This is a genomic window from Thermococcus chitonophagus, from assembly GCF_002214605.1.
In the GTDB taxonomy this organism is placed as follows: domain Archaea; phylum Methanobacteriota_B; class Thermococci; order Thermococcales; family Thermococcaceae; genus Pyrococcus; species Pyrococcus chitonophagus.
Genome location: NZ_CP015193.1, coordinates 389,542 through 403,084 on the forward strand (window position 1 = coordinate 389,542; position 13,543 = coordinate 403,084).

At 46.1% G+C, this 13,543-nt stretch carries 12 protein-coding genes; 8 read left to right on the top strand and 4 right to left on the bottom strand.

What is annotated here, in order from left to right; translation table 11 throughout:
* Window positions 1–78: 78 nt before the first annotated feature.
* Both A3L04_RS02145 and purL read left to right on the top strand, forming a co-directional pair.
* Window positions 79–1,692 (top strand): DUF4932 domain-containing protein, encoded by a 1,614-nt coding sequence (locus A3L04_RS02145; protein ID WP_068576301.1) that lies wholly within the window; start codon window positions 79–81, stop codon window positions 1,690–1,692.
* Window positions 1,693–1,791: 99 nt separating this feature from the next.
* The gene (gene purL, locus A3L04_RS02150; protein WP_068576303.1) at window positions 1,792–3,906 is read left to right on the top strand and encodes a phosphoribosylformylglycinamidine synthase subunit PurL; all 2,115 of its coding nucleotides are present in this window, start codon (window positions 1,792–1,794) and stop codon (window positions 3,904–3,906) included.
* Here purL and A3L04_RS02155 read toward each other — a convergent pair.
* A complete protein-coding gene (locus tag A3L04_RS02155; protein ID WP_068576305.1) occupies window positions 3,896–5,770 on the bottom strand; it encodes a phosphoenolpyruvate carboxykinase (GTP) in 1,875 nt (624 codons plus the stop codon). The genes purL and A3L04_RS02155 overlap by 11 nt on opposite strands.
* A gap of 182 nt (window positions 5,771–5,952) precedes the next feature.
* Here A3L04_RS02155 and A3L04_RS02160 point away from each other — a divergent pair, with 182 nt between their 5' ends.
* The 5 genes from A3L04_RS02160 (at window position 5,953) to lysX (ending at window position 10,580) form a co-directional block, all read left to right on the top strand.
* Window positions 5,953–6,477, top strand: a complete 525-nt coding sequence (locus A3L04_RS02160) for a metal-sulfur cluster assembly factor (protein ID WP_068576307.1) — start codon at window positions 5,953–5,955, stop codon at window positions 6,475–6,477.
* A gap of 49 nt (window positions 6,478–6,526) precedes the next feature.
* On the top strand, window positions 6,527–7,105 hold the full coding sequence (locus A3L04_RS02165) for a ferritin-like domain-containing protein (RefSeq protein WP_068576309.1): 579 nt from the start codon (window positions 6,527–6,529) through the stop codon (window positions 7,103–7,105).
* A gap of 90 nt (window positions 7,106–7,195) precedes the next feature.
* On the top strand, window positions 7,196–8,440 hold the full coding sequence (locus A3L04_RS02170) for an argininosuccinate synthase (RefSeq protein WP_068576311.1): 1,245 nt from the start codon (window positions 7,196–7,198) through the stop codon (window positions 8,438–8,440).
* 26 nt (window positions 8,441–8,466) lie between these two features.
* Complete coding sequence (gene argH, locus A3L04_RS02175) at window positions 8,467–9,759, top strand: argininosuccinate lyase (RefSeq protein WP_068576313.1); 1,293 nt, start codon at window positions 8,467–8,469, stop codon at window positions 9,757–9,759.
* Window positions 9,756–10,580 carry a lysine biosynthesis protein LysX gene (gene lysX / locus A3L04_RS02180; protein ID WP_068576315.1) on the top strand — a complete coding sequence of 275 codons (825 nt, stop codon included), beginning with the start codon at window positions 9,756–9,758 and terminating at the stop codon, window positions 10,578–10,580. Before argH ends, lysX begins: the two co-directional genes overlap by 4 nt.
* Here the strand turns inward: lysX and A3L04_RS02185 are convergent.
* On the bottom strand, window positions 10,577–12,181 hold the full coding sequence (locus tag A3L04_RS02185) for a B12-binding domain-containing radical SAM protein (protein ID WP_068576317.1): 1,605 nt from the start codon (window positions 12,179–12,181) through the stop codon (window positions 10,577–10,579). The genes lysX and A3L04_RS02185 overlap by 4 nt on opposite strands.
* 139 nt (window positions 12,182–12,320) lie before the next feature.
* Between A3L04_RS02185 and A3L04_RS02190 the strand changes: the two genes are divergently transcribed.
* Entirely contained in the window at window positions 12,321–12,941 is a 621-nt protein-coding gene (locus A3L04_RS02190; RefSeq protein WP_068576318.1) for an METTL5 family protein, read from the top strand.
* On the opposite strand, the gene A3L04_RS02195 is transcribed toward A3L04_RS02190, so the two are convergent.
* Together A3L04_RS02195 and vapB are read right to left on the bottom strand one after the other, a co-directional pair.
* Window positions 12,910–13,299: a type II toxin-antitoxin system VapC family toxin gene (locus A3L04_RS02195; protein WP_084448844.1), complete on the bottom strand. Its 390-nt coding sequence runs from the start codon at window positions 13,297–13,299 to the stop codon at window positions 12,910–12,912. The two genes, A3L04_RS02190 and A3L04_RS02195, sit on opposite strands and share 32 nt — an antisense overlap.
* Window positions 13,286–13,507 carry a type II toxin-antitoxin system VapB family antitoxin gene (gene vapB / locus A3L04_RS02200; RefSeq protein WP_068576321.1) on the bottom strand — a complete coding sequence of 74 codons (222 nt, stop codon included), beginning with the start codon at window positions 13,505–13,507 and terminating at the stop codon, window positions 13,286–13,288. Before vapB ends, A3L04_RS02195 begins: the two co-directional genes overlap by 14 nt.
* Window positions 13,508–13,543 lie beyond the last annotated feature (36 nt).

Here is a 13,543-nt window from a genome sequence, read left to right on the forward strand (position 1 = left end):
GGCAAGGCTCTCAAAAGAGTACTTTAATGGGAGATAAAAGATATATAGCACTCCAGAGGACGGTAATTGGTAGGTATTATGAAGAAAGAAATTTTCGTTGTGCTGGTTACTGGGATTGTGTTATTTAGCTTTGTAACGCCTGTTCAGGCAAAGGTTACTGTAGAAGTAAATCCTAACTTGGAACTGTTTTCTGTAGTATATATCTTGGCCTTCGGCTGGAAGGATCCCTTCGTTATAGCCCCTTGGAACTACACCCGAGACGTTTTGGAGTACTTCTTCCCTTATAGAAATCATGAGGCTGTAAAGTACATCAGGGAACTCTTTGCTAACGACTCTTCTTACATAGATAGAGATTATGCTATAGCTATGTTTGTGGATAATAAAACGCTAGTTGAGGATCTTCCAGAAATTTTGGAGAAATTTGCGAGGGACTCAAATTTTACTGAATTTTACCTGAGGCATAGGAAAGAATACGAGAACCTAACTTCTATCTACCGACCCTATCTTAATATAACAGAGAAATTGCATAGGGAGTTATTTGGCAGGTCATTTAAAGACTATAAGGTTGAGCTTTCGTATTCCCTCTATATCCATCCTCATTCTGGCTTCACGAATACGACAGCTTATTATGTGGGAGGAATCCTACATGCTGCGGGGGTATCCAGGTACCAAGGCATCTGCACGATCTTTCACGAGTTTACACATCCCCTCGTAGACCAACTGGTAACTAATGTAACGTTTAAGAACGTTTCCTACTATCTCAGTGGTATAAAGACTAGGTACCCAAAAATTACAAGCCTCGATCCTATGCATTTCTCCAATTATACGATATATTTCAAAGAGGGGATTACGGAGAGTGTTGCTGAGTTCATGTGTTTAAATGCGGGGGTGCCAAGAGATTTCGTTAGGTACAGAAATCTTCTTTACTCGCTGTTCCTAACGGAGGATTTTCTTGAAGAAATAGAAAGATTCAATAAAACGAAGCATGAGAATGAGACACTCTTTGATTACCTCCCAGTTCTCATAAGGCACATGGAAAGCTGGGCTACCGAGGATAATGTTTCGAGGTATTTTGACACGAAGTTGCCGATTCTTGGTGAAGATTTCGCCGAGAGTGTATTAGATAGCAGAAGAATAGTAATTATTTATGGTACTCGGAATCCTGACAAGAGTGGGATCCTCATTGATCAAAGGGCTGCAGAGAGATTGAAGTATGAAGTGAAGGAAATGTTCAAATCTACCTATGGTACTCAAGTTAATGTGACTGTTAAGTTTGATAAAGCAGTTATTCCAGAAGATCTCAGGCAAAATGTGATTCTTGTAGGTGGTCCAGTCTCAAATAATATCACCAGGGAGCTAAATGATGTACTCCCAATAAAATTCGTTAAGTACAATGGAACTTGGTGTCTTGTTAGAAATCCATCAAATGTGACCTGGCTTGGTTCCTTCCGATATTCTGAGAGGTATTTTAAAGAGGTTACAGGCGATTTTGTATCCTGTGCAAAGGGTATAGGTGTCATAGAGCGTATTAGGAATCCCTGGAATAGGAATAGAATATTGGTTGTAGTTGCAGGAGTGGATAGAATAGGAACAGCAAGGGTTGTTCTTAGATTTCCTTATGGGACTGAGGGGAGCTATATGATCCTGGGGAAAGGATGGGCTGAGTCTGGATTCTATGTACAACCTCATTAAGCATTTCTTTTATCCTTCTATTTTGTCATTTTTCTGTCAAAATAAACCTTAAAAACTTTCTGTTTTTACATGTTTCTGTCAATTGATGGAGGGTCAGTTATGTTCCCACACGAGGAAAAATACATTCGCGAGAGGCTTGGTAGGGAGCCAAATGAGCTTGAGTGGGCAATGCTTGAAGTAATGTGGAGCGAGCATGCCTCATATAAATCAAGTAGGCCTTGGCTCAAACTTCTTCCTACGAATAACGAGCACGTAGTTCTGGGCCCAGGGGAGGATGCCGGGATAATAAAGTTTGAGGATGACACTTGGATAGTGGCTGGAATAGAGAGCCATAACCATCCCTCAGCTGTAGAACCCTACGGTGGGGCTGCAACTGGAGTTGGTGGAATTGTTAGGGACATCCTATGTATGGGGGCTAGGCCCATAGCGTTGTTAGATCCGATAAGATTTGGGCCTCTCGAGAACGACAGGAACAGGTACCTTTTCGAGTACGTAGTTAAAGGTATAGCTGATTACGGTAACAGAATCGGTGTTCCAACCGTTGGGGGAGAGACGGAATTCGATGAGAGCTTGGACAACTACACGCTCGTAAATGTCGCCTGCATAGGGATAATGAAGCCTGAACACTTAGTTCACAGCTACGTTACCGAAGCGGGATTAAAGCTCGTGTTAGTGGGTAACAGAACTGGAAGGGACGGAATTCATGGGGTCACATTCGCGAGCGAAGAGCTCAGTGAGAACGCCGAGGAAGAGGATCGTTCAGCAGTTCAAATTCCCGACCCCTTCACGGAGAAGCTCCTCATAGAGGCAACGCTTGAAGCTGTATACACGGGTAAAGTTAGGGCATTGAAGGATCTGGGTGGGGGAGGTCTAACTTGTGCAGCCTCAGAAATGGCCGGGAAGAAGGGCTTTGGGGCAGTAATATACGCTGACAGGGTTCCCTTGAGGGAGCCTGGGATGAATGTCGTTGAAGTGATGATCTCCGAGAGCCAGGAGAGAATGCTCTTCGCGGTAAAGCCAGAGGACGTTGAAGCTCTGGGAAGAATATTTGAGAAGTACGGACTTGAGTGGACCGTGGTAGGTGAGACGATAGAGGAGCCTCGCTTCATCGTCTACTGGAATGGAGAGAAGGTTGCTGATTTGCCTATAGATCTCCTCACTGACGTCCCCACGATTAAGTGGCCCTTAAAGGAGTATAGGGTCGAGGAGGAAGTTGAAACCCCCCCAATTTCCTTGGAGGAAGCCTTTGAGAAAGTCTGGAGGAGCCCAAATATTATAGCTAAGAGGTGGGTATGGGAGCAGTATGACCACGAAGTCCAAGGAAGGACTGTGGTAAAGCCAGGATTTGATGCTGCAGTTCTGAAGATAAATAATGAATATGGCCTGGCTTTTGTTGCCGATGGTAATCCTGGGCACAGCTATCTAAACCCCTATCACGGAGCTATGGGAGCGGTTGCCGAGGTCGTGAGGAATCTCGTTAGCGTTGGTGCCAGGCCTCTGGCATTAATTGACAACTTGAACTTCGCCTCTCCTGAGAGGCCTGAAGTTTACTGGGCCTTTGCTGAGACCGTGAGAGGCTTAGCTGATGCAGCTAAAGCATTCAACCTAGCCTATATAAGCGGGAACGTCAGCTTCTACAATGAGGTCGTTGATAGGCCAATAAAGCCAACTCCCGTCGTTGCAGGCCTAGGAAAGGTTAAGCTCGAAGTAATACCTAAGGGCCCCAGGGAAGAAGATCTTATTGCTCTTGTAGGAGAAACCAAGAAGGAGCTTGGAGGTTCTGAGCTGTACAGGATCCTGGGGATTAACAAGGGGATAGCCCCGAGAGTTGACCTTGAGAACGAAAGGAGAAACGCTTATGGAGTTCTTGAACTCGTTGAGAGGTCATTAGTGTCATTTGTTCACGATGTGTCAAAGGGTGGAATTGCTGTAGCCTTGGCGGAAATTAGCGCGTGGTTCAACGTTGGAGTTACTGCTAAGTTTGAGACCCCACTAAGCCCCGTGGACTTTGCCTTTAGCGAGAGCCACGGAAGGTATATCATCACGTTCCCGGAGGAGAACCTAGAAAAGGTCAGGAAGGTACTCCCAGTTAATGTACTCGGAAAAATTTCTGGTGAGGAGTTTATATTAGAGGTAAATAACAAAAAAGTTGTAAGGGATGTCCAGTGGCTTCAGGATATCTATTGGAACGAGCTGTACAGGATCATGGATTGAGGAATTTGAAGGGACTTATGTATTCTCCATACCTTTCTCTTGCCTCTAATAGCCTCTTCCTTTCTTTTTCAAGCTCCTCAAAGAGCTCCTCTGGGATATTGTCCAGGGGCTCATATATCTTCCATATTCTGTCTATCTTTGCAAGCAACTCTGGAACTCTAATCTTGAACTGCTTCTCATAGTCTTCTCTAGTGTACTCTTTGTTCAGTACTTGCTTGAACAGGGCCTTAAGATCCTCGTATTTTGGAATGTACCCTATCGGGGTTTCAATAGCCTCTACGTCGCCGTGGACTCTAAGCTCCATCCACTTAAGCCACACTGCCTTATCAAGCTTTTCATTTAACCACTGGCCGTTTTCCCGGAGGAAGTAGTTGACCGCGAATATCTTGGGTGTCTTCTTCAACTTTCTTCCGAATTCAAGGTAGTTCCTAATGTAATCGCCTATGTGGACGCTCAGGAAGTCGAGAATTGACATCGGGTTGAAGGCCCTAACTCCTTCCTTGCCGAGGGTTGCCGCTGTAGTCTCGCTCTCAAGCGAAGCTCCCATTGTTATTACTCCATGTTGCCAGCTAAACGCTTCCCTAACGGGTGGCCATGTATCTGGGTCTCTGCCACCGAATATCATTCCGCCGACCTCAACTCCGCACGGGTTCTCTAGGGCTTCCCTGTCGAGGTTGGGGAACGCTTCAAGCCTAACGGTAAACCTTGCGTTTTTGTGGCTTGGAGGAATTTCTCTGCCCTCTGCATCCTTCTTCCCGCGCCACCATTTTCCACTGTGGTTCTCACCCTCATCGGGTATTGGAATGCCCATCCCGTTCCAGTAGGGCTTACCATCCTTAACCAAAACGTTAGAGAATATAATTTCGACTGGAGAGTGAAGAACCTTCCATATAATTGGATCATCTTTCTCGTTTACTCCCTCTATTATTCCGAAGACACCAATTTCAACGTTTACTGCCCTAGCCCTGCCGTCGAGGTTCTTTATGAAGACGAGGTCGTCACCCACTATGTTCTCCCAGGGTATCATCGCCGTTGAAGTTTTCCCACACATGCTTGGATAAGCTCCTGTGAAGTACGTTTTCCTCCCGTTCGGGCCGTTAACCCTCATAAGGAACATGTGCTCGCTTAGCCAACCCTCTCTAACGGCTCTCTGGATCGTGAGCCTAAACGCGAGCTTCTTTAACCCTATAGTGTTCCCACCGTATTGCGTATTTGCTGAATACACAGTCTCGTCCACTAAGTCAATGTATATCCTCCTCTTGTCAAGGTTTTTACTTGTCTTTCTCTCATCAAGCTCCCCAGCGGAGTGAACGAACCTTAAGAAGTTCCTAGTTGGCCCCATCCTCACAAATTCCTCGTAACCTTTCCTATACAGCAGGAATTCTGAGTGGGCTACATAGGCCGAGTCCGTCAGCTGAACTGCGGGAATCGTGAAGACCGAATTCTTTGGGCCGAGAACGAAGAAGCATATGAACAGTTCTTTTCCTTTCATGATTCCCTTCATTATCTCTCTTATTTCCCTAAGCCCTTCTTCCCTCTCTATTGTGTTGAGGAATGGGAGGGTAACTCCCTTTGGAACTAGGAGTTTTGTGTTTGTTTTGTCCCTTGCCTGATCGTAGTAGTTGTCATAGTGAACTGTATGCCTGGGCATTTCAAGCATCTTTTCCTCTCCGTAATAGAGGGCCTTCCAGCGGACGTACTCTTCATCCTCCGGCGAATCGGTACAAACAAAAATCTTGCTTGGCTGAAGCCATTCAATCCATTCTGCTAAGAATTCATGCAGGTAGGGATTGTTTATCTTCCTGATTTTCTCAAACTGCTCCTTCTCAAGAATATTTTCAAGCTTCTCAAGAGCGTTCTCCATTTTTCTCACCCTTGTTTAAACGTGTGCATTTTGACATTATTAAATTTTATTGACTTAAAACACATATTTCTGGGACTAATTTTGTCAGTTTATCAAACGATTAAGTGGAATAAAATTGATGGAACAGTTTTGACCCAAAAGGTTTAAATCTGTTTATTGGAACTACCACTGGGTGTGGAGATTTGGTAACGAAGGAAGAAGTTGAGAGGGCTATTGAGGAAATTACCGGGAAGAACGAGATAATTGAGAGCCTAGAAGTTGAGGATGGCACCGTTAAAATAACCTTCAAAGAGAAGATAGATGATGCAACGCTCTTGAAAGTTTACAACAGGATAAAGGAGCTTGAGGGCGTTAAGCAGGTTGAAATTGGGTTTGTGAGGGAGCAGAAAGGCGGAGAGAACGTTAAGCTGACGGAGGAAATGATTCTGGAGAAGCTTAAGGAGGTCATAGATCCCGAGATAGGACTTGATGTTGTTAACTTGGGTTTAATATACGAGTTGAAGATAAACCCCGACAATACTGTGTATATCAAGATGACTATGACCACCCCAGGATGTCCTCTTACACTATGGATCTTGAGAGCAGTTGAGGAGAAGGTTCTGGAGATTCCTGGGGTAAAGGATGTTGAAGTTGAGCTGACATTTGATCCACCATGGACGCCAGACAGGATGAGTGATGAAGCTAAGAGAAGGCTTGGGATGATTTAGGCCAAACATTTTTCAACTATTTTTTACAATATTTATAACAGGTGGTTCTGTGAGCTCTGCGTTGGAGCTCTTCATGAGGAGGGCAGGTATCAAGGACGAAGTAAGGGAAATACTGAAAGAACTCGCCAAGTACTCCCTAAAAGACATTCTTAGCTATGCCCTTAAGGGAGAAATAGATTCTACGGAGCTCTATCGCTTTCTCTCCGAGAAGCTCCCTGAAGGTTATCCCACGGAGAGATTTCGGGAATTCATGAAGATGGAGGAGGATCATGACAGGAAAGTCATGGAGATATTTGAGGCCTTGTTCCCTGGGGAAGAGCCTTCTGAAATTCGCTTTAAGACTTGGTCTCAAGTATTCAGGGAGGGGGACTATCGGTTGGAAACCGTGCGAGATTACCTTGATGTTCTGTCTATAGGAATGGACGCGGAGCAGCTGTCAGAGGGTGTTTACCTAATGCTACATGATCTCCTTGAAAACCCAAAGCATAAGAAGACTTTCCTTAAGCTTGCTGAAGATGAGAAGTATCATTACGAGTTTCTAAAGCGAGAATATGAGTTCTACTCAAAGATAGAGGCCGAGAAAGCTCTAAGGGAATTAATCAAAGAACTCAAAGGCTCGGCCAGATAATGTTATATTTGCAACATTATTTACTTTTTTGTAACGTTAATTACAAAAATTATAAAAAAGTTGTTCTTTCTGGAATACCTAGGTGATATAATGAAGGCGGTATTAGCTTACTCTGGTGGTCTCGATACCTCAGTTATCCTCAAGCTCATGCAGGAGAAGCTGGGAGTTGAAGTGATAACAGTAACCGTAGATGTCGGCCAGAAAGATGAGTTCGAGAAGATCGAGGAGAAGGCTTACAAGTTTGGGGCAGTTAAGCACTACTACATCGATGCAAAAGAGGAGTTCGCGAACGAATACGTGTCAAAGGCAATAAAGGCCAACGCTCTGTACGAGAAGGCTTATCCCTTGGCTACGGCATTAGCTAGGCCTCTCATAGTTGAAAAGCTAGTTGAGGTTGCAAAGAAGGAAGGTGCCAATATCATAGCTCACGGATGCACTGGCAAAGGCAACGATCAGGTTAGGTTCAACCTCGGAATTAAGGCGTTGATGCCAGAAGCTGAGATACTCCAGCCAGTTGCGGAGTGGAACCTCACAAGGGACTGGGAGATGGAGTATGCCAAGAAGCACGGAATTCCAGTGAGCGACAAAATATACAGCATAGACGAGAACATATGGGGCAGGAGCATTGAGGGCGGAGTCCTGGAGGATCCTTTTGCTGAACCTCCAGAAGAAGTGTGGGAGTGGACGGTTTCTCCAGCCAAAGCACCGGATGAACCTGAATACCTAACAATAGAGTTTGAGAATGGTGTTCCTGTAGCACTCAATGGAGAGAAGATGCCCCTTCTAGAGCTTGTACTTAAGGTCAACGAAATAGCGGGAAAGCATGGTGTTGGGAGGATAGATCACATAGAGGACAGGACCGTGGGTATAAAGAGCAGGGAGGTTTATGAGGCCCCCGCAGCTGTAACTCTGATAAAGGCTCACTATGACCTCGAGAAGCTCACGATGACCAAATGGTTGCTCGAATTTAAGGAGTTCGTTGACTCTAAATGGTCCTGGCTCGTCTATAACGGTCTCTGGTACGAGCCACTGAGGCACGCCCTCGAGGGCTTCATAGACGAAGCAGAGAAGGTTGTGAACGGTGAGGTAAAGGTTAAGCTATGGAAGGGCAATGCAGTGGTCGTTGGAAGGCACTCCGATAACGCCCTCTACGACATCAAGGTTGCAACATATGAGAAGTTCAGCACGTTCGACCAGAAGCTAGCCAAGGGCTTCATCGAGCTCTTTGGGATGCAGAGCGTTCTTGCGTACAATGTCATGCACGGAGCAAAGACCGTAACGAGTATTAGCGAGCTTAAAGAGACGATAAAGGAAATTGAGAAGCTCGCGAGTTAATTCTTCCTTATTTTTTGGTGATTTAGATGTACAGGAAGGCCCTTCTTGGTGATACGACCTCCTTTGTACTTGACTACATCTCCTCAATGGAAGAGGATAGGGAGATAGTGGTTGAGGTTATAGAGTGCCTCGAAGCTCACGTTGAATCTATTTCGCATTTAATTCCCCAGGAAGCCAAGAAGAAAATTCTAAAGGCGTTGAAAGAACTCAAAGAAAACCCAGGAGTATTATTTAACATTGAAGCCGAAGACGTTCACGAGGCTATAGAGATATACCTCAGGGACAAGATTGGAGAGGCTGAGGGGTATTTAGCCCTAGGAAAGAGTAGGAACGATCACGTTGCCTGTGCTTTGAGGTTGAAGGTCAAAAAACTGCTGAAGGAGCAGATAAAGGAGCTTCAAGAACTCAAGAGGGTCTTAGTGGAAAAAGCTAAGGAGAATCTTAACACAATAATGCCCTCGTTCACGCATCTCCAGCCTGCCCAGCCCTCAACGTTCGCCCACTACCTAAGTCACATAATAGAGCTTGTTAACCTATACATTGATTTCTTGGAGTTCGCCTTAGGAAGGCTCGATGAATCTCCGCTAGGCGCGGGGGCGGTAGGGGGAACATCCGTGCCCCTTAACAGGGAGAATACATTGTTCTCGAGGATAGCCGAGAACTCCATCTACGCCACGAGTAGCAGGGACTTCTTATTGTTAGCATGCTCTATAGATGTCTCTCTATCTATAGCCCTCTCCAGGATAGCCGAAGATCTTGTCGTATTCTCTACCCCCAACTTCAACTACGTTGAGCTACCCAAAGAGCACTTAGCAACGAGCAGCATGATGCCCCAGAAGAAGAACCCCGTTACCATGGAAGTTGCGAGGGCATGGGCTGGAGAAGCACTGGGCCACTTCGTTGCGATGGCCACGATCCTGAAAGGGTTGCCGACCGGGTACAACTTGGACATGCAGGAAGCAAACAAGCACGCATTTGCAATACTGAAGGGAACGCTCACAACTATTAAGGTATTCAGGGATGCGTTTAAAGGAATGAAGATAAATCCTGGGGCAATGCTCAGGGATGCCAAGCTCTTCCCGATCCTTGCAACCGATATAGCAGAAAAAATTTCCCTAAAGACCGGAAGGCCTTACAGGGAGGTATATATGGAGGTTGCCTCCCTTATAAGGGATTCAAAGAGCGTTGAAGAGCTCTATTCGAAAATTTCCGAGCTCTATGGTATAGAGGTATCGCTGGAGGAGGGCATTAAGAAGCCCGTTGAGGGCTCTCCAAATCCCAAGCTAGTCAAGGAATTCTTGGAAAGGGTGGGACCATGACGAGGATAGGGATAACTTTCACAATACTCAGGAAAGAAGAGCTAATGCTGAAAAAGGAGGCCGAGAAAAAGGGAGAGGTTGTCATGATAAATGATAGGGAGCTCATATTCCCCGAGAACTTCGATGTTGACGTGGTGATTATAAGGGACGTCAGCCACTTCAAGGCCCTCTATATCTCAAAGCTGTTTGAGGAACTTGGGATTCCAACCGTAAACCCGCACTGGCTGATCTATGAGGCGGGAGATAAGTTGCTTGCCACGCTAAGACTGCAGAAGAAGGTTCCGGTTCCAAGGTGGGCAGTGGCTTTCGATAAGAACAGCGCAATCAAAGCCGCAGAAAAGCTGGGCTATCCAGTTGTTGCAAAACCCGTTTTTGGCAGTTGGGGGAGGCTAATCGCCAAGGTTGACAACGAGGTTTCGGCCGAGGGCATATTTGAGCACAGGGAGTGGATGGGAAATCCGCTCTACAAGGTGTACTATCTTCAAGAATTCATTGAAAAGCCCGGAAGGGACATAAGGGCTATCGTGATTGGAGGAGAGTTTGTGACGGCGATCTACCGCTATTCGAACCACTGGATAACTAACGCCGCTAGAGGAGCCAAAGCTGAGCCCTGCGAGGAGGAAGAAGTTAAGGAGCTGGCTGTGAAAGCGTGGGAGGCGTTCGGTGAAGGTGCCTTGGCTATAGACATATTTGAAGGGCCAAATGGGCTTTTAGTTAACGAGGTTAATCCGACCATGGAGTTCAAATCGGCCTATGAAGCTACAAAGATTAACATCGCGGGGAAGCTCGTTGATTACGCAATTTCAATTGCGAAGTCTTAATATGCCTCAGCTAGGTTTGGCCTGTAGCTCCACCTGTGCTCCTCAACCTCTATCCTTATATCCAAGGGCTCGAGCTTCTTGACTTCAAATCCCCTCTTTTTGCCCCACTTCTCTATCTGCCTGAGGACTATCCTGACCCCGAGCCTCGCTAGTGGGAAGAACGGAAGTAGGAAAGGGTTGCCCCTCATGACCTTGGGCAGGCCCTTCAGGATCTCCCTTGCCATGTGCTTCCATGCGTAGTAGAGGTGAAGGAACTGGCCATAGGTTATCATCTCATCTATTTTGTAGAATTCTTCTCCCTTCAGAACCCCCATAGGAACGAAGGCTAGGGGTGTAATCGTGAAGTGTGCTCTATTCCCAAGTTTTTCCTCCAGCTCTTTCTCCATCGTAATTATCAGCCGAGCGGTCATTATCTCGGCATCATCATTGTCCCCAGGAAGCCCTAGAATGGTGGTGTAGGCCGGGAACCAATAGTTCTTGTTGAAAACGTACGTTCCGTTGAGCAGAACCCAAGGCCACTCCTCAGGTGAGAAGGGCTTCATTTTGTTGTTCATGAGCCTTCCAATAACCTCCGGGTCTGCAGTTTCCATTCCGACCTGTATGCCGATCCAGTGGCTGTCGTTGGCTTCAACTATTCTCGATATCTCCTCTATCATTCCTGGGACAGCTAAGGCTCCAGCTACAGTTCCGTGCGTTGGATTGACATGCCTAGTGTACTTCCTTGCCATCTCAAATAGTTCAATAACTGCCTCGGCATTTGGGTAGAAGTTCTTCCTGTCCTCGACCTTGTACAGGAAGATGTCCTCACTGTGTAGCCAAGCATGGTCTATTCCCGCGTTTATGTTAAGCCTTATTTCTTCCTCTATTCTTTCCAATGGGATGAAGCGAGCAACCCTGAGGTTGGGCTCGCAGAACCTGCATCCCCTCCCACAGCCTCTCATTACCTCGACTAATCCCTTATAGGAGGGATTAACTATCGTTGGTATCTCCTCAACCCTAGGCCATCCCTTGACGAATATCGTTTCATCGGCGGAACCGTTGATTACCTCATTAAAGATGTCACAAATGACATGCTCAGCTTCTCCAATAACCACGTGATCTATCTTGAGCTTTTCTCTTTCCTCCCTCCTCATCTCGAGCTGCCACGCTCCTGGTCCTCCGACTACCAGCTTGAAGTTGAGCTTCTTCCCCTCCCTAACGGAGTTTATCCTGTTAACCAGCTCCTTGAACTTCACGGAGGTGTAGCTCCTCCACTGGCCTCCGTTCGTGAACATCATCGTTACTGGGCCCAGGCCAAGGGGATCCATCTCGTAGAGTGCCACTATCTCAGTGCTTTCATCGATGAACTGCTCTATCTTCCTGGGGTGAGCCACTACAACTTCATATCTTGAGAAGCACTTCAGCAAAGCGGCCTCAATTTTCCTGAGCCCGTAGGGAGCTTGAGTTAGAACTCCATTGTCATCTGGCAACTGGCTGTCCAGTAACCTGAACACCCACTTTGGTAGCTTATCGTAGGGTGCACAGCCAAGGAAGTCCAAGAGTGGGACGTCGTGGTAGGTGCTCGTCAAAGTCTCATCTGTGCTGAGGACTATCCTCACCATTCGACCACCCCACCTATGAAAAAGAAGTTTCACACTTAAGAAAATTACGCAGTCAAGATAGTAATAATGGCAAAATTTCGTTGAGTTCAGTGAAATAATTCAGGAAAAGGCTTAAACGATTAAAAATTATTGCGTGGTGATGAGGAAAAAGGAACTTGCAATTATGCTATCAAAGCTGAAGGGCTTCAGAAACCCTAAGCCCTGGCTAGAGCAGTACAGAACCCCAGGGAATGCGGCATCAGAACTCCTATGGCTCGCATATTCTCTGGGGGACATTGAAGGTAAGGTTGTTGCCGACTTAGGGGCAGGAACTGGAGTTTTGACTGTTGGCGCTTTATTGCTTGGAGCTAAGAAGGTTTATGCGGTTGAAGTTGATCCTGAGGCGGTTGAGGTGCTTAAGGAGAACGTCAAAGATTTTGATAACGTTGAGGTGATTATAGGGGACGTTAGTGAGTTCAGCGAGAAAGTCCACACAGTGGTTATGAATCCTCCCTTTGGAAGCCAGCGGAAGCATGCTGATAGGCCCTTCTTATTGAAGGCATTTGAAGTTTCTGATGTGGTGTACTCAATCCATCTGGCAAAACCCGAGGTTAGGAAGTTTATAGAGAGGTTTTCCCAGGAAAATAATTTTGTAGTTACTCATAGGCTGACTACTGAGATCGAGATCCCCGCACAGTTCTTCTTCCACAGGAAAAGACTTGAAAGGATCAAGGTTGATATTTACAGGTTCATACGAGCTTCGCGGGGACGTAGTTCTTAGCTGCTTTGTACTGCTTCTCATCGGCCGTAACTAACTTCGCATCCAAGGACTCGGCTAGGGCTATGTAAAAGGCATCGTATACTGCTATTCCTTCGTCAAGCGCTATCTCCAACCCTCTTTCGAAGAAATCTTCTGTTCTGTAAGTTGTTATTGAGCTTTTCATCATCCTAAGCACGGTTATTTTCATCCTTCCCTGCTCTCTTGTAAGTTCTCTCCATCGCACGGCCTTCCATATGGCGTTCATTCCTTCTACGTATGCGTAGTCCAAAGTAGCTACTTCTGATCCAATTGGCACTTTCTCCCATCCTGGCTCTTGAAGCACTACCATAACCAGGGCGGATGCATCAATGACTATCACGATCCTCCCTCACTGCTCTTGCTGAGAAACCCTTACTCACACTTCCACTTTTTTTAGCTAGCTCTAAGGCTTTCTCGAGGGTTCTCTTTCTTTCCTCGTACTCTATCCTTTCTTTTATGAACCTCCTGATCTCCTCGCTCCAGTTTATGTCGAACTCCTTCATCTTCTCTTTTAGCTCATCCGGAATCCTTATGCTTAGTACCGCCATCCTCTCACCAATTTAATACTCGCATTATGAGTATAT

Excerpts from the sequence above, each read along its gene's own strand:
- A3L04_RS02155 (WP_068576305.1), bottom strand. The coding sequence starts at position 5,770 with ATGGAGAACGCTCTTGAGAAGCTTGAAAATATTCTTGAGAAGGAGCAG.
- purL (WP_068576303.1), top strand. The coding sequence starts at position 1,792 with ATGTTCCCACACGAGGAAAAATACATTCGCGAGAGGCTTGGTAGGGAG.
- argH (WP_068576313.1), top strand. The coding sequence starts at position 8,467 with ATGTACAGGAAGGCCCTTCTTGGTGATACGACCTCCTTTGTACTTGAC.
- A3L04_RS02145 (WP_068576301.1), top strand. The coding sequence starts at position 79 with ATGAAGAAAGAAATTTTCGTTGTGCTGGTTACTGGGATTGTGTTATTT.
- lysX (WP_068576315.1), top strand. The coding sequence starts at position 9,756 with ATGACGAGGATAGGGATAACTTTCACAATACTCAGGAAAGAAGAGCTA.
- A3L04_RS02185 (WP_068576317.1), bottom strand. The coding sequence starts at position 12,181 with ATGGTGAGGATAGTCCTCAGCACAGATGAGACTTTGACGAGCACCTAC.
- A3L04_RS02170 (WP_068576311.1), top strand. The coding sequence starts at position 7,196 with ATGAAGGCGGTATTAGCTTACTCTGGTGGTCTCGATACCTCAGTTATC.
- A3L04_RS02190 (WP_068576318.1), top strand. The coding sequence starts at position 12,321 with ATGAGGAAAAAGGAACTTGCAATTATGCTATCAAAGCTGAAGGGCTTC.
- vapB (WP_068576321.1), bottom strand. The coding sequence starts at position 13,507 with ATGGCGGTACTAAGCATAAGGATTCCGGATGAGCTAAAAGAGAAGATG.